Origin of the sequence: Janthinobacterium amylolyticum, from assembly GCF_051380655.1 — a bacterium.
GTDB lineage: Bacteria > Pseudomonadota > Gammaproteobacteria > Burkholderiales > Burkholderiaceae_D > Janthinobacterium.
Window position 1 is genome coordinate 205808 of the sequence record NZ_JBNYXL010000008.1, and the last position, 18112, is coordinate 223919.

The 18112-nt window shown below is 64.4% G+C and carries 18 protein-coding genes; 6 read left to right on the forward strand and 12 right to left on the reverse strand.

The features are described 5' to 3' along the window. Positions 1-150 precede the first annotated feature (150 nt). The 5 genes from ACQ4WR_RS18435 to ACQ4WR_RS18455 all read right to left on the reverse strand — a co-directional run bounded on the left by ACQ4WR_RS18435 (position 151) and on the right by ACQ4WR_RS18455 (position 7447). Positions 151-1668, reverse strand: coding sequence for an efflux transporter outer membrane subunit (locus ACQ4WR_RS18435; protein WP_436489259.1), 1518 nt, complete (start codon positions 1666-1668; stop codon positions 151-153). Continuing rightward, entirely contained in the window at positions 1662-4862 is a 3201-nt protein-coding gene (locus ACQ4WR_RS18440; RefSeq protein ID WP_436489041.1) for an efflux RND transporter permease subunit, read from the reverse strand. The genes ACQ4WR_RS18435 and ACQ4WR_RS18440 overlap by 7 nt, the downstream gene beginning before the upstream one ends. Before the next feature lie 2 nt (positions 4863-4864). Continuing rightward, complete coding sequence (locus ACQ4WR_RS18445; RefSeq protein WP_436489043.1) at positions 4865-6109, reverse strand: efflux RND transporter periplasmic adaptor subunit; 1245 nt, start codon at positions 6107-6109, stop codon at positions 4865-4867. Between the two features lie 271 nt (positions 6110-6380). Continuing rightward, on the reverse strand, positions 6381-7241 hold the full coding sequence (locus ACQ4WR_RS18450; protein ID WP_102293112.1) for an alpha/beta hydrolase: 861 nt from the start codon (positions 7239-7241) through the stop codon (positions 6381-6383). After that, positions 7238-7447 carry a hypothetical protein gene (locus ACQ4WR_RS18455; RefSeq protein ID WP_146012254.1) on the reverse strand — a complete coding sequence of 70 codons (210 nt, stop codon included), beginning with the start codon at positions 7445-7447 and terminating at the stop codon, positions 7238-7240. Before ACQ4WR_RS18455 ends, ACQ4WR_RS18450 begins: the two co-directional genes overlap by 4 nt. A gap of 148 nt (positions 7448-7595) precedes the next feature. On the opposite strand from ACQ4WR_RS18455, the gene ACQ4WR_RS18460 reads away from it, so the two are divergent. The 3 genes from ACQ4WR_RS18460 to ACQ4WR_RS18470 are packed head-to-tail and all read left to right on the forward strand — an operon-like array spanning position 7596 to position 9987. Beyond that, positions 7596-8558: a LysR family transcriptional regulator gene (locus ACQ4WR_RS18460; RefSeq protein WP_102293113.1), complete on the forward strand. Its 963-nt coding sequence runs from the start codon at positions 7596-7598 to the stop codon at positions 8556-8558. After that, on the forward strand, positions 8555-9535 hold the full coding sequence (locus tag ACQ4WR_RS18465) for a D-2-hydroxyacid dehydrogenase (RefSeq protein WP_436489045.1): 981 nt from the start codon (positions 8555-8557) through the stop codon (positions 9533-9535). The genes ACQ4WR_RS18460 and ACQ4WR_RS18465 overlap by 4 nt, the downstream gene beginning before the upstream one ends. Beyond that, complete coding sequence (locus tag ACQ4WR_RS18470; RefSeq protein ID WP_436489047.1) at positions 9532-9987, forward strand: hypothetical protein; 456 nt, start codon at positions 9532-9534, stop codon at positions 9985-9987. Before ACQ4WR_RS18465 ends, ACQ4WR_RS18470 begins: the two co-directional genes overlap by 4 nt. Positions 9988-10000: 13 nt before the next feature. On the opposite strand, the gene ACQ4WR_RS18475 is transcribed toward ACQ4WR_RS18470, so the two are convergent. From ACQ4WR_RS18475 to ACQ4WR_RS18505, 7 genes are all read right to left on the reverse strand, one after another. Further along, positions 10001-10501: a DUF1993 family protein gene (locus ACQ4WR_RS18475; RefSeq protein WP_436489049.1), complete on the reverse strand. Its 501-nt coding sequence runs from the start codon at positions 10499-10501 to the stop codon at positions 10001-10003. A 63-nt stretch (positions 10502-10564) separates the two neighbouring features. After that, positions 10565-11452 (reverse strand): extracellular catalytic domain type 1 short-chain-length polyhydroxyalkanoate depolymerase, encoded by an 888-nt coding sequence (locus tag ACQ4WR_RS18480; protein ID WP_436489051.1) that lies wholly within the window; start codon positions 11450-11452, stop codon positions 10565-10567. A 75-nt stretch (positions 11453-11527) separates the two neighbouring features. Continuing rightward, positions 11528-12751, reverse strand: a complete 1224-nt coding sequence (locus tag ACQ4WR_RS18485; protein WP_436489053.1) for a sensor histidine kinase — start codon at positions 12749-12751, stop codon at positions 11528-11530. Continuing rightward, positions 12744-13448: a response regulator transcription factor gene (locus tag ACQ4WR_RS18490; protein ID WP_436489055.1), complete on the reverse strand. Its 705-nt coding sequence runs from the start codon at positions 13446-13448 to the stop codon at positions 12744-12746. Before ACQ4WR_RS18490 ends, ACQ4WR_RS18485 begins: the two co-directional genes overlap by 8 nt. Further along, positions 13445-13984, reverse strand: coding sequence for a GNAT family N-acetyltransferase (locus tag ACQ4WR_RS18495; protein ID WP_436489056.1), 540 nt, complete (start codon positions 13982-13984; stop codon positions 13445-13447). The genes ACQ4WR_RS18490 and ACQ4WR_RS18495 overlap by 4 nt, the downstream gene beginning before the upstream one ends. 12 nt (positions 13985-13996) lie before the next feature. Next, positions 13997-14344, reverse strand: a complete 348-nt coding sequence (locus ACQ4WR_RS18500) for an SMI1/KNR4 family protein (RefSeq protein WP_436489058.1) — start codon at positions 14342-14344, stop codon at positions 13997-13999. Continuing rightward, on the reverse strand, positions 14341-14904 hold the full coding sequence (locus tag ACQ4WR_RS18505; RefSeq protein ID WP_436489060.1) for a GNAT family N-acetyltransferase: 564 nt from the start codon (positions 14902-14904) through the stop codon (positions 14341-14343). The genes ACQ4WR_RS18500 and ACQ4WR_RS18505 overlap by 4 nt, the downstream gene beginning before the upstream one ends. 137 nt (positions 14905-15041) lie before the next feature. Here ACQ4WR_RS18505 and ACQ4WR_RS18510 point away from each other — a divergent pair, with 137 nt between their 5' ends. From ACQ4WR_RS18510 to ACQ4WR_RS18520, 3 genes are read left to right on the forward strand one after another with little or no spacing between them, the layout of a single operon-like run. Further along, complete coding sequence (locus ACQ4WR_RS18510) at positions 15042-16619, forward strand: sensor domain-containing diguanylate cyclase (RefSeq protein WP_436489062.1); 1578 nt, start codon at positions 15042-15044, stop codon at positions 16617-16619. 13 nt (positions 16620-16632) lie between these two features. After that, positions 16633-17400: a CPBP family intramembrane glutamic endopeptidase gene (locus ACQ4WR_RS18515; protein ID WP_436489064.1), complete on the forward strand. Its 768-nt coding sequence runs from the start codon at positions 16633-16635 to the stop codon at positions 17398-17400. A gap of 42 nt (positions 17401-17442) precedes the next feature. Continuing rightward, positions 17443-18111, forward strand: coding sequence for a hypothetical protein (locus ACQ4WR_RS18520; protein ID WP_436489065.1), 669 nt, complete (start codon positions 17443-17445; stop codon positions 18109-18111). Position 18112: the final 1 nt, after the last annotated feature.

Here is an 18112-nt window from a genome sequence, read left to right on the forward strand (position 1 = left end):
CCAAGCCTACCTGCCGCGCCGCGCGCCAGGCCGACCTGCGGCGCGGGCAGACGCAGGCATAAAAAAACGGCGCCATGCTGTGCACGGCGCCGTTTCAGGCAGGCTCCCTTGTCGCGGGCCGGAAAGGTTCCAGCCCGCGGTGCCGGGAAACTAGTTGGCCGCCACTTGCGGCTCCGTCTCGCCCCAGCCGCCGCCCAGGGCGCGGATCAGCGCCACGGTGGTGACGGCGCGGTTGCCGCGCAATTGCACGGCATTGCGCTCGATGGTCGCCAAGTTGCGCTGCGCGTCCAGCAAATCAAGGTAGCTGGAACGGCCGGCGTCGTACAGCTTTTGCGCTAGGTCGGCCGAACGGCGCGCCGAAACGACGGCTTCGTCGATCTGCTGCGTCTGACCCGACAGGATGCGCAGGCCGGCCAGGTTGTCTTCCACCTCGGCGAAGGCCACCAGCACGCTCTGGCGATAGGTCGCCACCGACTCTTCCAGCTGTGCTTCGCTGCGGCTCACGGCCGCCTTGTTGCGGCCACCGTCGATGATCGGCATCGACATCAGGGCGCCCAGCAGCCAGGAGCGGCTGCTCCACTTGAAGATGTCCGAGAAGGTGTCGGACGCGCCGCTACCGGACGCGTTCAGTGTCAAGGCCGGGAACATGGCCGATTTTGCCACGCCGATGCGCGCATTCGACGCTTCCATGGTGCGCTGCGCCGAGGCGATGTCGGGACGGCGCTCCAGCAGCGACGACGGCATGCCGGCCGGGATCACGGGCAGGAAGCCGCTGTCCTGCAGCGGGTTGACGGTCGCCGTGAAGCTGGCAGCCGGTTTGCCCAGCAGGACGGCCAGCGCATGTTCGCTGGTGGCGCGCTGGCGCTGCAGGCCGATGGCTTCGGCGCGTGTCGTCGACAGCTCCGTGCGGGCACGCGACAGGTCGAATTCACCGATGTCGCCCAGGTCGTAGCGGCGCTGGTTGACATGCACGCTTTCCTCGCGCAGGCGCACCGTCTGCTCCAGGGTCGCCAGTTCCGCATCCGTGGCGCGCAGCTGGAAGTAGGTCTGCGCCACGTCCGCCTGCAGGGACAGCAGCACGGAACGGTAGGTCGCTTCCACTGCCAGCGCATCGCTGCGCGAAGCACTGACGTTCGATGCGACTCTGCCGAACAGGTCGACTTCGTAGCTGGCCGTCAGGTTGGCCTGGTAGACATTCGTGGCCGCCACCGGCGCGCCATTCGGCAAGCCCAGCGACACGGCGGAGGCGCGGTTGCGCTGGCCGCCCACGTTGACGCCCACTTGCGGAATGCGGTCCGCTTCGGCGATGCCGGCAATCGCCCTCGCCTGCTTGACGCGGGCGGCGGCGACGGCCAGGTTGGCGTTGGCCTGCGTGGCTTCGCCAATCAGGCTGGTCAGGGCCGGATCATTGAAGGCCAGCCACCATTCGCCGCGCGCCTGGCGTTCGGCTGGCACGCCCTGCTTCCAGCGCGTGCCGTCGGCTGCCGTCTGCACGGCGGGCACTTGCGCTTCCTTGAACGCGGTTGGCGTTTCGATCTGCGGCTGCTTGAACTCGGGCGCCGCGCAGGCGGCCAGCAGCACGGCCGCTGCCATTGCCGTCAAGGCCGTGCGCAGGGCCGGAGCCGCGCGCCGCGCGGCGGTCCGCGCACTCAGATTGGTTTTCAATATATATCTCCTTCCAGGTCCAGCGCTGGCGCAGCTGTTGGCTTGGCGGCAGCGGCGGCTGGTTTTTTCTCAAAACGCTGCGCCAGGGTGCGCAGCAATACATAGAACACGGGCGTCAGGAACAGACCGAAGAAGGTCACGCCCAGCATGCCGGCGAACACCGCCACGCCCATCGCATGGCGCATTTCCGAACCGGCGCCGTGCGAGAACACCAGGGGCACCACGCCCATGATGAAGGCGATCGACGTCATCAGGATCGGACGCAGACGCAAACGGCACGCTTCCAGCGCGGCTTGCACGACGCTGCGGCCATGGTCTTCCAGCTCGCGGGCAAATTCCACGATCAGAATCGCATTCTTCGACGCCAGCCCCACCAGCACGAACAGCGCGATCTGGGTAAACACGTTGTTGTCGCCACCGGTCAGCTTCACACCCAGCAAGGCGCAAAGGATGGACATCGGCACGATCAGGATCACGGCCAGCGGCAGGGTCCAGCTTTCGTACTGGGCGGCCAGCACCAGGAACACCAGCAGCACGCACAGCGGGAAGACATAGATCATCGTATTGCCGGACAAGATGTCCTGATAGGTCAGCTCCGTCCACTCATACGAAATCCCCTGCGGCAGCACTTCCTTGGCGATGCGCTCCAGCGCGACTTGCGCCTGGCCGCTCGATACGCCAGGGGCTGCGCCGCCATTGAAGTCGGCTGCGGCGTAGGCGTTGTAGCGCTGCACGCGGTCCGGGCCATAGCTGTCCTTGACACGCATCAAGGAGGACAGCGGGATCATCTCGCCCTTGTCATTGCGTACTTTCAGCTGCGCGATATCCTGCGCATGCGAACGGAATGCCGCATCGGCCTGCACGCGCACCTGATAGGTGCGGCCAAACTGGTTGAAGTCATTCACATACAGCGAACCGAGGTTGATCTGCAAGGTCTGGTAAATCGTTTGCAGCTGCACGCCCATCTGCTTGGCTTTCACGCGGTCGACGTCGGCAAACAGCTGCGGCACGTTGATCTGGTAGCCCGAGAACACGCCCGCCAGTTCCGGCGTCTGGTAAGCCTTGGCGGCCAGCGCCTGCGTCGCGTTGTACAGCGCGTCGTAACCGAGGTTGCCACGGTCTTCGATCATCATCTTGAAGCCGCCGATGGTACCCAGGCCGTTGACCGGCGGTGGCGGGAAGACCATGATGAAGGCGTCCTGGATGCCGCCCAGGCGCTTGTTGATCTCGGCCGCGATGGCGCCGCCCGACAATTCCTTGCTGGTGCGCTCATCGAACGGTTTCAAGGTGGCGAAGACGATACCGGCGTTCGGCGCATTGGTGAAGTCGTTGATCGACAGGCCGGGGAAGGCAATGGTCGACTCGACGCCAGGCACCGACTTGATCACGTCCGACATGCGGCGCACGACATCTTCCGTGCGGTCCAGCGAAGCGGCATCAGGCAATTGCGCAAAACCCACCAGGTACTGCTTGTCCTGCGCTGGCACGAAGCCGGCCGGCACGGACTTGAAGGTGAAGATGGCGGCGACGACCAGCAGCGCATACACGCCCAGCGAGGCGCTCTTGCGGCCCAGCACACCTTTGACACCCGCTTCATAGCGGTGCGAAGCACGGCCGAAGAAGCGGTTGAACCAGGCGAAGAAGCGGCCGAAGACCTTGTCCATGCCGCGCGTCAGCGCGTCTTTCGGCGCATCGTGCGGCCTCAGGAGAGCGGCCGACAGGGCCGGCGCCAGGGTCAGCGAGCTGAATGCGGAAATCACGGTCGAAATGGCGATCGTCAGCGCGAACTGGCGATAGAACTCGCCGGACAGGCCTGGCACGAAGGCGATCGGCACGAACACGGCGCACAGCACCAGGGCGATGGCGACGATAGGACCGCTGACCTCTTTCATGGCCTGGATGGTGGCGTCGCGCGGCGACAAGCCCTCTTCGATATTGCGCTCGACGTTTTCCACCACCACGATGGCATCATCGACCACGATACCGATGGCCAGCACCAGACCGAACAGCGACAGGGTGTTGATCGAGAAGCCAAAGCCCAGCATCACGGCAAAGGTGCCGACGATGGAGACGGGCACTGCCAGCAGCGGAATGATCGATGCGCGCCAGGTTTGCAGGAAGATGATCACCACCAGCACCACCAGGGCGATGGCTTCGAGCAGCGTATGGATCACGGCTTCGATCGACGAGCGCACGAACTGCGTCGGGTCGTACTCGATGCGGTATTCCACGCCTTGCGGGAAGTCTTTTTTCAGTTCGTCCATCTTGGCGCGCACGTCGGAAGACAGTTGCAGCGCGTTGGCATTCGGTGCCTCGAAAATACCCATGCCGACGGCCGGATTATTGTTCAGCAGCGAACGCAGCGAATAGCTGTTGGCGCCCATTTCCACGCGCGCTACGTCCTTCAGGTGCGTCACGGCGCCGTCGGCATTGGTGCGCACGATGATGGCGCCAAATTCCTCGGGCGTCTGCAGACGGCCCTGGGTATTGACGGTCAGCTGGAAGTCCGAGTTTTTTGCCGGCGAGGCGCCGATGACACCTGCGGCCACCTGCACGTTCTGCTCGCGGATGGCGTCGACGACGTCATTGGCCGTCATGCCGCGCGCCGCCACTTTCTGCGGGTCGAGCCAGATGCGCATGGCGTAGTCACCCGCGCCAAAGATCTGGATATCACCCATGCCGGACAAGCGCGCCAGCTGGTCCTTGACGTTGAGCACGGCGTAGTTACGCAAGTACATGTCGTCATAGCGCTTGTTCGGCGACACCAGATGCACCACCATGGTCAGGTTGGGCGACGACTTGACGGTCGTCACGCCGATCTGGCGCACTTCCTCGGGCAGGCGCGGCAAGGCGCGCTGCACGCGGTTCTGCACCTGCGTCTCGGCCTGCTCGACGTTGGTGCCGATCTTGAAGGTCACGGTCAGCATCATGGCGCCATCGGAGGTGTTTTGCGAGGACATGTAGAGCATGTTCTCGACACCGTTGATCTGCTCTTCGAGCGGCGCGGCCACGGTTTCGGCGATCACTTTCGGGTTAGCGCCCGGATACTGCGCGCGCACCACCACGGATGGCGGCACGACGTCGGGATATTCGGAGATGGGCAAGCCGAAAATCGACAGTAGCCCAGCCACGAATATGACAATCGACAGTACCGCCGCAAAAATCGGCTTGTCGATGAAAAAGCGGGAAAAATTCATGTTTATTCCTTGGAAGTCGATGCAGCTTTCGCGGCGATCTTGGCGTCTTTTGCTTCAGGTTTTGCGGGGGCGGCCGGCGCGCTCGGATCGAAATCCATGGCCACCATTTGCGGCGTCACCGGGGCGCCGGGGCGCACGCGCTGCAAGCCGTTGACAACCACTTTTTCGCCTGCCTTCAGACCTTCGCGCACCACGCGCAAGCCGTCCGAGTTCGGGCCCAGCTTGACGGCGCGGTACTCGGCCTTGTTGTCGGCGCCCACCACGTAGACGTATTTGCGGCTTTGGTCCGTGCCGACGGCGCGGTCGCTGATCAGGAGCGCCGTGCTTTGCGCCTGCGGGCCATTGCCGCCATCGAGCTGGATGCGGGCGAACAGGCCTGGCACCAGCTGGCGCTCGGCGTTGGCGAAGGTGGCGCGCATGCGCACACTGCCGGTTGCCGGGTCGAGCTGGTTGTCGACGAATTCCAGCTTGCCCTCATGCGGGAAGCCCGTTTCGTTGGCCAGGCCTACCTTGACGGTGACGGGCGTGCCCTTTTGCGCCGTGCCGGCCACGCGCAGATAGGTATCTTCATCGCCGTCGAAGCTGGCGTAGATGCGGTCCGTCGACACCACGGAAGTGAGGATGGCGGAAGCGTCGATCAGGTTGCCGACGGTGATTTCCGCCTTGCTGACACGGCCGCTGATCGGCGCCTGCACCTGCGTGTAGGACAGGTTCAGCTTGGCCGCTTCATACGCGGCTTGGGCCGAGCGGGCGTTGGCGTCCAACTCTTTCAGGCCCGAGGCTTTTTCATCGAATTCGCGCTGGGCGATGGCTTTTTCGGCCAGCAGCTTTTCAGCGCGCGACAGTTCCAGCTTGGCCAGTTCCGCCTTGGCGCGGGCCGAAGCGGCCGTGCCTTCGGCGCGCGAGACTTCCGCCTGGAACGGGCGCGGATCGATGACGAACAGCACATTGCCCTTTTTCACTTCGCTGCCCGGCTTGAAGTTGACGGCGGTGATGAAGCCGCCGACTCTCGAGCGGATTTCCACGCGCTCGATCGCTTCCAGGCGGCCCGAGAATTCCTGTGTTTCCGTGATCTGTTTTTCCACCACGGCGGCGGCCGAGATGGGCGGGCCGCCGGCCGCTGGCGCGTCGGGCACCTTGCTGTTGGCCGAATCGCAGCCGGCCAGGCTCACCGCCACCAGTCCTGCCAGCGCGAGCGAGGCGGCCAGGGGCTTCAGTAGAGTGGAAAATTGTTGAACGTTTTTCATTTTATTTCCCTGTTTTATGAAAATTTCTAATGGTATGGGCGGCAGGAAGCAACCCAGCTAAAAAGAGTGAATGGTGGTGCCATGGCGCCCGACGGCGCTCGATCAAAGGTAAACAGGCCGCCAGCCGGTTAAAAGCAGACGGGGACGACGAAGCTGGCTGTGCGAACGCACAACGCAGACAAGATGGGAACTACACTATGCAGTGTAGCAACCGAAACTCAAAAAGTAAACTGATTAGTGTAAATTTTTTATGGCGCCGCAGAAAGCGGCTTCATGACTCGGGTTCCTGGCCCAGTCCGGCAACGAAACTGCTGATTTCGCTCAATACCTGCACCTTGCAGGCACACTCATTGCGGGCGGTAGCATCTTGCAGGGGCGCGGCGGCCATGCGCCGCACGGTGGTCTTGATGCCGCAGGCAATTAATTTGCTGCCGTATTGTTCAGCTTCATCGCGTAATGGATCATCTTCGCTCGACAGGATAAGCGCCGGCGGCAGGTTCTTCAGACGGCTCGACTGCAATGGCGACGCATACGGATGGGTACGGTCAGCGGCATTCGGCAGATAGCCACGGTAGGCGGCGGCGCATTGATCGGCCACTTCCGCCAGGTCCGGGCAGGTCGGCAAGGAACGCATCGAGCACGTCGACAGGCCGGGATCGAGCATGGGCATGATCAGCACCTGGCCCGCGAGGGGCGGGCCGCCCCGGTCGCGCGACATCATGGCGCACACGGCAGCCAGGTTGGCGCCCGCCTCGATGCCCGACACCAGCATCTGCTTGCCCGTCCAGCCCAGCTTGGACTTGTTCTTTTTCGCCCACAGCAAGACGGCATGCGCGTCTTCCACGGCGGCGGGGAATGGCCGCACCTTGGCCAGGGTATAGTTCGAAGCCAGCACCACGTGGTCGGGGTTGCTCAGCACCAGGCAGCGCAGGAAGTCGTCAGCATCTTCCAGGTCGCCATCGACAAAGCCGCCGCCATGGAAGAAAACGATCAGGCTGGCCTGCTTGGCGCCTGGCACGCCGGCCGTGTAGAGACGCGCAGCGAGCGCATCTTGTGCGCCCTGCACTTGAATGTCGCGTATCTTCAGCGCCTGCCCTGGGGCAAGCTCGGCAGCGGTGCCGGCAATGCTCATTGCGCCACCACCGGCTGCACCGCAGCATCGATGACCGTGTCGTTCAGGCACAACAGGGTACCGCCTACTTCATGAGTCAGGGCGCTATAACCGCTGGCTTCGCTTTGCGCCGCCAGTGAATATGCATCCGTCGATACCATCGCGGCCAGAGCCAGCACACTCGCCACGAGGGCGAATACTGCAAAGTTTCCATTCCGATGAGCCATGATCTTTCTCCTGTTGTGCTTCCTGCGGCATCACATTTATGCTGCAGTACAACAACTATAGACTTGTTCTACAATCTGATAAAGAGTGCAATGCCGAATTGATTGTTCAGGATTTTGAATAATCGCGCATAAAGTGATAGGAATTCAAGTGAACAAGCTGCAAGCCATGGAAGTTTTCATTCAAGTCGTCGACGCGGGCGGCTTTACGCGCGCGGCGGAAAACATGCAGCTGCCGAAAGCCACCGTCTCGACCCTGATCCAGTCGCTCGAAGCGAGCCTGTCGGTTAAGTTGCTGAACCGCACCACGCGCCACGTCAGCATCACCTCGGATGGCGCCGCCTATTACGAACGCTGCGTGCGCATCCTGTCGGACGTGCGCGAAGCGGAAGAATCGCTGTCGCGCACGCGGCTGAGCCCCAGCGGGCGCCTGCGCGTGGACGCGCCCACGGCGCTGGCCAGCGAGCTGATCATCCCTGCCCTGCCCGACTTTTTTGCCCGCTACCCGGATATCTCGCTGGAACTCGGTTGCAGCGACCGCCCCGTCGACCTGATCGAGGAAGGCGTCGACTGCGCCGTGCGCGGCGGCGAACTGGGCGATTTGAACCTGATCGCGCGCCGCGTCGGCGTGCTGCACTTCATGACCTGCGCCTCGCCCGGCTACCTGGCCTACCACGGCACGCCGCAGCATCCGAACGACTTGCCGCGCCACCGCGGCGTGAATTTTTTCTCCGCCAAGACGGGCAAGACCTTCGAATGGGATTTCACGCGCGCCGGCGAACGCATCCAGATCGCCATGCCCAGCCATATCGCCCTGAACGACTCGAACGCCTACACGGCCGCCGGCCTGGCGGGCCTGGGCATCGTGCAAATGACGCACTTCATGCTTGCGCCCCTGATAGAACAGGGCAAAATGGTGGAATTGCTCAGTGAATGGGAATCCGACCCCTTGCCCATCCACGTGATCTATCCGCCCAACCGCCACCTGTCCGCCAAGGTACGCGTGTTTGTCGAATGGGTCGCCGACATGTTTACCAACCACCCGGCCACGCAACTGAAGGGCAAGAGCAGCCTGCCCGGCGCGCGCGCCAACCTGACCGAGGCACAGCCATGACCGTAGCAGCAAGCATATCGCCGCACCCGCACCGCATCGTCTTTCTCGACCGCGACAGCCTGATCGCCAGCGTGCGCCGGCCCGCCTTTTCCCACAGCTGGGAAGAGCATGCGCACACCAGGGGCAGCGAGCAGACGGTGGCCCGCCTGCAAGGCGCCAGCATCGCCATCACCAACAAGGTGCCGCTGCGCGCGGCCGAGCTGGCGCAACTGCCGGACCTGCAAATGATCGCCGTGGCCGCCACCGGCACGGATATTGTCGACCTGGCCGCCTGCCGCGAACGGGGCATTGTCGTGGCGAATATCCGCGACTACGCGCGCGCCACCGTGCCCGAGCATACCCTGGCCCTGATGCTGGCCCTGCGGCGCCAGCTGATCGCCTACCGCGCGGACGTGGAAGCGGGCCTGTGGCAGGCGTCCGACCGCTTCTGCCTGTTCGGCCACCCGATCCGCGACCTGGCGGGCAGCCGCCTGGGATTGCTCGGCTACGGCGCGCTGGGCAAGTCCGTGGCGCAGCTGGGCCGCGCCTTCGGCATGCAGGTGCAGGTCCACAACCGTTCCCCCATCCACGAAGACGGCGTGACGCAAGTGAGTCTTGACGACTTGCTGGCCACCTCCGACGTGCTGAGCCTGCACCTGCCGCTGACGGAGGCCACGCGCAACATCATCGGCGCGCAAGAACTGGCGCGCATGCAGCCGACCGCCCTGCTGATCAATACGGCACGCGGCGGCCTGGTCGATGAAGCGGCGCTGGCCGATGCCCTGACACGCGGCGTGATCGGCGGCGCCGGCTTCGACGTGCTCTCCAAGGAGCCGCCCCTGCCCGACAACCCGCTGTTAAATTTGCGCCTGCCCAATTTCATCCTCACGCCGCACACGGCCTGGGCCAGTGGCGAAGCCATGCAGAAGCTGGCCGACATCCTGATCGGCAATGTGGAAGCGTTTGAGCGCGGTGTGCCCGTGAACGTGGTGGCATGAGCGTCTTGCGCGAGCTGGATGAACTGCTGTGCGGCGACGAAGAGGACTACGCGCGCCTCGACCTGTTTCACGAAGCGGACGAGCTGATCGGGCAACTGCAGCCTGGCGAGGTGCCCGCCCTGCTGGTCCTGTGGCAGCGGCGCGGGGCAGGCTGGCAGCAACGTTTTACCCAGGCCAGCAGTTCCATCGACGGCGCCGTCTTGCGCGCGCTGCTGGCGGGCTTGCTGCGCCTGGGTGACACCGTGCACGGCATCTGCGCGCTGATGACGCGCTTGCCTGCGACGGCCGATTCCTCGCCCCTCAGCGACGCCCTGCTCGATTACGCGCAGCGCGCCTGGCAGGCGCACCCGGCGCGCCAGCGGCAAATCCAGATGAGCTGCTGGAGCTGCGGGCTGTCGGGCCGGCTGTTGAAGCGGCTGGGACTGGCTTCGTGGAAAGAAGCGGGCCTCTAGCCCTTCAGGCGACTCAAGCCGCCGCCGGCCGCTCGAAGGAAAACCCCGGCGCATACGCGTGATAGCCATCGAAATCGCCCTTGCCGATGGGTGCGCCATGGCTGCGCGCAATCGCATACGCCATGCTGAAGTGAAAGTAAAAATTCGGCAGGATATACAGATTCAAATACGCGTCGGCTGGCAGGGCGATGTCGGCAAAGCCGGCGCGGTCGCGGCAGATGCGCTCCGGCGCGCCATCGAAGCGCGCGGCGGGAATCTCCTGCAAGTAGCGCATGGTCAGCGCGATCTGCTCCTGCAAGCTGGCGGCGGCGCTGAAATCGGCCACGGCCAGCCCCGCCAGCGGGCAGCAGCCGCGCAGGGAAAAACTCACGGCTGCGCGCACCTGCTGGGCGAACGGCAGCATGTCCGGGTGCAAGCGCGCCGCCAGCAGCTGCGGCTGGCCATCAAGCTTGTCGAGCATGGCGGAGAGCTGGGCCAGCGAGCGGCAAAAGACGGGAACGGGGTGGCTGTTCATCAATTCCTTGTGCAAGATTCAAGATAACAGGAGTGTGCCACAGCCACCCGCGTCGCCAAAGTGCTAGCGCCGCTGCCTGCTGAAAAATTCCCAGATGATGTCATTCGCATCGATGGCGCGCGTCGTCTTGCCGATCGGCAGGCCCATATTGAACGCATCGGCACCGGGCCACGTATGGCCGCCTTCCTTGACAGTGATCAATGCCACTTGTTGCGCACCATTGCTTTGTTCCACCTGCGTCACCTGCGTATCGTCGCCGGGCACGCCAGAAAGCAGGCGCGCTGGCGGTACAGCGCCGTCGATGCCATTGTGCTTGCGCCAATAGGCAAACGTTTCCTCGGCGGACAGATAGCCGCCGCTCTTGCCGCCGTTCTTGCCTCCATACAAGACCACCTTGTCGGCCGTGCCGTGTATCAGCAGCATGCCCACCGGCGAAGGCACGGCATGGTGATCGATGACGGGCACGGGCATCGGCGCGCCCACGGAGGCGACGGCCGCGAACTGCCTGGGCAATTCAGCCGCCAGGCGCAAGGCAAAGAAGCCGCCGCGCGACAGGCCGGTGGCATAGATGCGCTTGTCATCGACGCGGTAGTCCTGCCTGAGCTTACTCAGCATGGCTTGCGTGAAACCGACGTCGTCCGTGCCCGCCAGGTAATCCATGCCGAACCCCACGTTCCAGTCCTGCTTGATGCCTTGCGGATAGACGACGATGAACTGGTGACGGTCGGCCGCCCTGTTCATCTGCGTGTACAGCATCTGCTCGGCCATGCTCATGCCGCCGCCATGGAAATTGAAGACGACGGGAAACGCTTGCTGTGGCCGGGATTGGTAAGACGGCGGCGTGTAGACGATGTAGCGGCGCTTTTCATCTTTATGGACGAGGCTGCTCACCTGGGCCAGCGCGGGGAAACTGCCAGCGGCCAGTACCAGCAGGCTGATCAGAAATTTCATGCGGTGCTCTCCTTGGGTCAATGGAGAACACAGCTTACGCAGGCGCCGGTGAAATCGCGGTGAAATCCAGCCGCTTTATGCGGGCAGGCGCGGCAGGATATCGACCCGGTAGTGCGTGACGCCAGGATGGAAGGCGATGCTCCACTGCATGGCCTGCGCCACGCGGGCCAGCAGGCTTTGTCCATGCGCAAAACCCTGGATGCGCCGCGGCTGGCCCGCCGCCACGGTATTGACGATGCTCAGGCAGCCTTGCGCATACGCAATCGTCAGCTGGCAATCCGGACCGCCGTGGAACAGCGCATTCGCCAGGCAGTTATTGACGAGTAACATGGCCAGCTGCGGATTGCCGACAGCGTCCAGCCGCCCGGGCAAGTCCAGGGCCAGCCCGCTGGCATCCCAGCGGTGCTCGTCGAGCAGGCGCAGCAGAGATTGTTCGATGCAGCCGCGCAGCTCCAGCGGCTCGCCCGGCAACTGCTCCGCACGCGCCAGCGCGAACAGCACGTCGATGGTGGCGCGCATCTCGTCCGTAGCTTGCCGCAGCTGCGCCTGCGCCTGGCTATCCAGGGCCTGCGCTTGGGCCAGTGCCAGGGTGTTGTGCAGCAAGGTCAGCGGCGTGCGCAATTCATGGCTGATGTCGCGGGCGAACGCGTGTTCGCGCTGCAGGGCTGCCTGCAGTTCCATGAACGTGGTTTCCAGGCGGCGCGCCAGGAAACCGATCTCGTCAGGACGCTCCCGCTCGCTGAAGCGCACCGTGGCGCCAGGCGCCAGCAGCCTGGCTTCCTCTGCCAGCCGCTGCAACGGCCCCACCTGGCGCCGTGCCAGCCAGTACGCGAGCAGCAGGGCCAGGGCCACCAGCGCCAGCGCGACACCGGCCACGACACCGCCCACCTCCTGCGCCAGCCGCTGCACCACCAGCACGGGCGCCACGTCGGCCAGCAGATAGGCGCGCACCGGCTTGCCACCGGTCACGAGCTCGAGTGCCAGCGCGTGATAGTGCTGGCCCGTGCCGGTAAATACTTCAGCGCGCGGCGCTGCTGGCGGCAATTGTTCACGCACCACCTGCGGCAGGTCGGCGTAGCTGGCGTAAGTCTTGATGAGATCGTTACCGGATGGCGTCAGCTTGCCGTCTTGCTGCCAGCGCGCGCTGACGGCCACCGCTTCGCGCTCGAGCAGGCGCTGCACCAGCATGTCTTCCGTCACATAGGCGATCACCAGCGCCAGGCCCGTGTAGCACAGGCACAGCAAAACAGCAAAGCCGGCCAGCGCGGCAAACAGGCTGCGGCGGATCGTTTTAGCCACCGTCGCCACCTTCGGCATCGAAGGCCAGGCGGTAGCCCAGCTGCGGTATCGTCACCAGCACGCCTGCGCCGCCGGCCAGGTCCAGCTGCCTGCGCAGTGCGTAGATGTGCGATTTGAGGGCGTCGCTGTCCGGCGGCTGGCTGCCCCACAAGTGTTGCAGCAAGGCCGAGCGCGAGACGGCGTGCGGATGTTCGCGGCACAGCAGCAGCAAGATGTTGAAACCCGTCTGCGTGAGGGGCAGCGCCACGTCACGGTACAGGGCGCGTCCTTCGCGCGTCAGCAAGGTGACCGCGCCCACGCGCATTTCCTGCCGCACGTGCAGCTGCCGCCGCCGCGCCAGCGCCTCGCAGCGCAGGGCCACTTCGCGCAGGTCGAACGGCTTGGTCAGATAATCGTCGGCGCCATCGCGAAAGCCGCGCGCCTTGTCTTCGTACGCGTCGCGCGCCGTCAGCACCAGGACGGGCACATTGCTGGGCGCGCCGGCCTTGATGGCGCGGCACACTTGCAAGCCATCCATGTCGGGCAGGTTCAGGTCCAGCAGCACCACGTCATAGCTGTTCTGCGTTGCCAGCTGCACGCCCAGCGCGCCCGTGGCCGCATGGTCCGTCTGCCATTGCAAGCCATCAAGAAAATCAAGCACCTGGTGCGCGATGCCTGTATGGTCTTCCACCAGCAGGATGCTCAGGCGGCGTGTCATGCCAGGCTGGCGATGCGCGCATACAGCCAGAAGTTGCCGGGCTTGCCGCGCACCAGGCGGTAGCTGCGCAGATAGCCTTCGCGCGCGAAAGCGCAGCGTTCCAGCACGCGGATCGAACGCAGATTGCTGTCCAGCACGGTGGCCTGGATGCGCAGCAAGCCAAGATGTTGCATGCCCCAGTCCGTCACGGAGTCGACGAGGGAACTGGCGACGCCCCGGTTCCAGATGGCCGGCGCCAGGTCGTAGGCGATTTCCGCCGTGCGGTTTTGCGGGGACACGGCATTGAAGCCGACGGTGCCCACCAGCTGGCCGCCCTCGCGCAACACCACGGCCAGGCGGATCGGCGACGCCGGGTCGTCGGCCTCGTAGGCATCGAAATTGGCCTGCAGGTCATCGATGGAGCGCAAGTTCCAGCTCGTGTGCTCGACGACAGCGGGCTCGGCCAGGTAGGCATACCAGGCAGGCGCATCGCCGCGCACGAGGTGGCGCAGCGTCACCAGCGGGTGCTGGCAACTGGGCAACTTGTCAACGATCATCGCTGTCTCCTTTCAGTCAACCGGGCAATCGGCGACCAGCCAGGCGTGGAAATCCTCGGCGGCCAGCTCGAAATCGTCGCGCTGCATGGAACCGTGGCCAACCAGGTACACGGCGCGCTCATCCTCGTCCAGCGCCAGCATCACGGCGCGCCCGCCGCCATCGTCGCCGATGGTGATGAAGCCGGGACAGAATTGCCGCGTCTCATAGGTTTCGTTGCGCTCCATTAAGCTCTCTGCGCCGTACAGAAATACCTGCTCGCCGCGCATGTCTTCGTCCCAGTCCTTGAGGAAGGCCACGTAGTAAGCGGGCAGAGCGTGGCCCAGCCATTCTTGGAACGCGTCGACCGCCTGCTGGCTCACGCCACGCCCTTGCGCCGCGTTTCCCACGTGCGCCGCAGCAAACCGTACAAGGCCGAGTCGCTGACGTGGCCGCCGACGATCCAGCGTTCGGGCAGGAAACCTTCGCGGTTGAAACCCTGGCGCTCCAGGGCGCTGGCCGAGCCGGCGTTGAGCGGGTCGATGTCCGCTTCCAGGCGGTTCAGGTCGCGTTCCATGAAGGCGTATTCCAGCAGCGCCGACAGGGCTTCGTGCATATAGCCCTTGCCCCAGTACGGGCGGCCCAGCGCATAGCCGATCTCGGCGCGGCGGTTCAGGCGATGCTCGGAAAACAGGCTGCAGCTGCCCAGGTATTCCCCGGTTTCCTTCAGCTCGATGGCGAAACGGAAGAATTCCTCTTGCTCGAAGGCGGCGATATCCTCGGCGATCTGTTTTGTGGCGCGGCCCGCATCTTCCCATGGCGGTTCACTGAAATAGCGCATCACCTCGGGATCGCTATGCATGGCGAACAGGGCCGCCTCATCGGATGGCTGCGGCTTGCGCAGGATCAGGCGGTCGGTGGTAATGGTTTTGGCGTAAGTCATGAATGCGAATCCTGGTTGAAACGGACAATCCTTATTATTCCATGCAACTATACGAATGTGGCAACTTTGTAACCGTGCTTTTAATGTAGTATGGCAACATTTTTACCCTATCTTTGACCCAACTTCATGATTCGCCCATGCACGCAGTAAAGACCGCAGCAGACGCTGGCCCGCCCCAGCCCGACGACTTGCACAGCCACAAGCGGCCTGCGCTCATCTGGGCCAGCATCGCCTTTTTCTCCATGTGCGCGCTGCTGCTTGGCATGACCGTCTGGATCGTCTGGTCCTCGCACACGGTGCGCCTGCGCGAAGCGGGCGCGACAACGGAAAACATGGCCCGCGCCCTGGCCTCGCAAGCCTACATGGAACTGGAAGTGGCCGACGTGATGCTGGAAGATATCGCCGAACACGTGCGCAACGAAGGCAATAACGACCATACGGGCGAGCGCCTGGAGTCCCATCTGGTGCAGCTGTCGCGCAATATCGTGGAAATTGCCGGCATCTTCATTTTTGACAGCCACGGCGACTGGCTTGCCACCTCGGCTGGCACGGGACAGGAAGGCAACAATGCCGACCGCGACTACTTTATCTATCATAAGACACACAAGCAGCTGGGCAGCCGCATCAGCGCGCCGGTGCTCAGCAAATCGACGGGTAAATGGGTCTTGCCCGTGTCGCGCCGGGTCGAGTCGGCGGACGGTTCTTTTGCCGGCGTGGTGCTGGTCACGCTGGGGCTGGCTTCCTTTGAGCGCATCTACGACAGCCTGAACCTTGGCAATACGGGCACGGCATTCTTTGCCCTCGATGACGGCACGCTGATTTACCGGCGCCCGTTCCAGCCCGAGATCATCGGCATGGATATTTCCTCCGGCGCCCTCTTGCGCGCCTACCGCGAGAAAGGGCCGGTCGGCACGGCCATGATGACGGCCAAGGTGGACGAAATCGAACGGCTGTACAGCTACCGCCACCTGGAGCGCTTTCCCGTCATCGTGGCGGCGGGCTTGTCGAAGGAGGACATTTTCGCCGAATGGCAGCGTCTGAGCATCCAGATCGTGCTGGCCTCGCTGGTGGCGGGGGCGGCATTGCTGTACCTGTTCCGCAAGCTGATGCTGCAGTTCGCGCTGCGTGACCGCATCGAGGCCAGCCTGCGCCTGGCTACGGCCGAGCTGCAGCACGCGAATGCCGACCTGGCGGCGCGCGCCTCGCAGGACGGCTTGACGGGCCTGGCCAACCGCCGCTGCTTCGATGAAAAACTGGCAGATGAATTGCACCGTGCGCAGCGCGGCGGGCATGACGTCTCGCTGATCATGATGGACGTGGATTTCTTCAAGAAATTCAATGACCAGTATGGCCATGTGGCGGGCGACGCCTGCCTGCAAGCCGTGGCCGGCGCCGTGGCGCGCAGCGTGGGACGAGAAGAAGACCTGGCGGCCCGCTACGGCGGCGAAGAGCTCGCCGTGATCATGCCGCAAACCGATGCCGCCGGCGCCCTGCAAGTTGCCGAAGCCATCCGCATGGCGGTGGAAGCCTTGCAGATTGCGCACGCTGCCAGCGCCAACGGCGTCGTGACCATCAGTCTGGGCGCCGCCACGCTACGGCCGAGCCAAGACCGGCAAGCCACCAGCAGCGATCTGATACGCCAGGCCGACGCGCTGCTGTACCAGTCGAAAAACAGCGGGCGCAACCGCGTCAGCAGCCACATGCCACACGCATAAAGCCAGCTACTCCATGCCAAGAATCCATATCACCTTGCCCGTCGCTATCGCCGCACTGGCCGTCTGGCTGGGATTGACTTTGGGCGTGCGCTGGTTCGCCTCCGCCGGCCACCTGACCGTGGAGGCGGCCGTCAGCAACGGCATCGGTCTGTCATGGGCATTGGCCGCGCTGTTCTCGCTGCTGCTGGTGCTGGCGTCCGACCGGCGCCGCGCCGTGGGCCTGTACCCACCGCAGCCCTTGAAAACCTTCTGGCTGGTCTGGCCGCCCTTGCTGTATGCGCTGCTGATGCTGTTGCTGGCCTGGGCCGGCGGCTGGCCCATGCCGCGCGTGCTGCTGATGGTGGCGTGCAATGCGGCCCTGGTGGCCGTGTCGGAAGAGCTGATGTTCCGTGGTATCTTGCTGCAAGGCATGCTGGAGCGCCATGCAGTCTGGCCGGCCGTGCTGATGTCTTCGGCGCTGTTCGGCGTGGTGCACACCACCAATGGCCTGGCCACGGGCGACTTCAGCGGCGCCTTGTGGCAGGCCGTCGCCGCCGCCTTGCAGGGCGTCGGCTATGCGGCCATCCGCCTGCGCACCCGCTCGGTCTGGCCCATGGTCCTCGTGCATGGCGTCTGGGATTTCGCGCTGGTGACGGCGACCTTGTCCGATACGGCCGAGGACGGCATCTCGATCCTGCCATATGCGGCCCTGCTGGCCGTGCTGCCCCTGTGCCTGTACGGCGTCTACCTGCTGCGCCCCAGCCAGCGGGCCGCGCTGGCACCAGCCGATGCCGCCGCGTAGCAGCAAGATTTTTCCACTGTCCCTGCCTGAAAGGATTGCCGCGTGACGTACTTTGCCCGTGATTATGCTGTCTACCTGCTGCTGGCCGCGCCCGATGCGCCGGGACTGTGGAACGCGGCACAATGGATGCCGTTCGCGGCTGCCATCACGCCCGTCGTGGCGCAGGCACGCGGCGGCAAGGCTGCCGTGCGCAGCCATCAATACAATCCCAAGGGCAAGTCGATCCCGTTCGGACGCCTGGGCTGGAATGATAAATCGCATGCCAAGTGGGCGCACACGCCAGCGACCAGCGACACGCGCTTCATGAGCCTGGAAGCATGGGCGCCCGCCTGGACCGTCTGTGAAAAGGAGAGTCAGGCGCCCGACCTGTTCCTGGCCCTGGCCAATGAATCGCTGCTGGGCCTGCCGGGCAAGACCCTGCAGTTCAGCCAGCGCCTGGTCTGCGCCAATGCCACGGACATGGGCGACGATGCCGCCGCCACCTTGCGGCTGGCGCTGGCGCAGCTGGCCACGCAGCAGCAGGCCGTCCTCTTCGCCCACACGCGGTGCCAGTGGGGCCACCCCTCTGGCTACGGCGGTTTCACGCGCGCCATCCAGGACATGCTGATTGGCGGCCTGTTCCGGCAAGACGACCCGCATGCGCAGCCGCTCGATGCGGCGGCGTTCCAGCAGACGTGGACCCGCATCGACCTGTCGCCAGAGCAATCCTGAG

Bases quoted from the DNA above. Each gene is read 5' to 3' on its own strand.
- ACQ4WR_RS18440 (WP_436489041.1), bottom strand. From the start codon at position 4,862: ATGAATTTTTCCCGCTTTTTCATCGACAAGCCGATTTTTGCGGCGGTA.
- ACQ4WR_RS18445 (WP_436489043.1), bottom strand. From the start codon at position 6,109: ATGAAAAACGTTCAACAATTTTCCACTCTACTGAAGCCCCTGGCCGCC.
- ACQ4WR_RS18450 (WP_102293112.1), bottom strand. From the start codon at position 7,241: ATGAGCATTGCCGGCACCGCTGCCGAGCTTGCCCCAGGGCAGGCGCTG.
- ACQ4WR_RS18455 (WP_146012254.1), bottom strand. From the start codon at position 7,447: ATGGCTCATCGGAATGGAAACTTTGCAGTATTCGCCCTCGTGGCGAGT.
- ACQ4WR_RS18465 (WP_436489045.1), top strand. From the start codon at position 8,555: ATGACCGTAGCAGCAAGCATATCGCCGCACCCGCACCGCATCGTCTTT.
- ACQ4WR_RS18470 (WP_436489047.1), top strand. From the start codon at position 9,532: ATGAGCGTCTTGCGCGAGCTGGATGAACTGCTGTGCGGCGACGAAGAG.
- ACQ4WR_RS18475 (WP_436489049.1), bottom strand. From the start codon at position 10,501: ATGAACAGCCACCCCGTTCCCGTCTTTTGCCGCTCGCTGGCCCAGCTC.
- ACQ4WR_RS18480 (WP_436489051.1), bottom strand. From the start codon at position 11,452: ATGAAATTTCTGATCAGCCTGCTGGTACTGGCCGCTGGCAGTTTCCCC.
- ACQ4WR_RS18490 (WP_436489055.1), bottom strand. From the start codon at position 13,448: ATGACACGCCGCCTGAGCATCCTGCTGGTGGAAGACCATACAGGCATC.
- ACQ4WR_RS18495 (WP_436489056.1), bottom strand. From the start codon at position 13,984: ATGATCGTTGACAAGTTGCCCAGTTGCCAGCACCCGCTGGTGACGCTG.
- ACQ4WR_RS18505 (WP_436489060.1), bottom strand. From the start codon at position 14,904: ATGACTTACGCCAAAACCATTACCACCGACCGCCTGATCCTGCGCAAG.
- ACQ4WR_RS18510 (WP_436489062.1), top strand. From the start codon at position 15,042: ATGCACGCAGTAAAGACCGCAGCAGACGCTGGCCCGCCCCAGCCCGAC.
- ACQ4WR_RS18515 (WP_436489064.1), top strand. From the start codon at position 16,633: ATGCCAAGAATCCATATCACCTTGCCCGTCGCTATCGCCGCACTGGCC.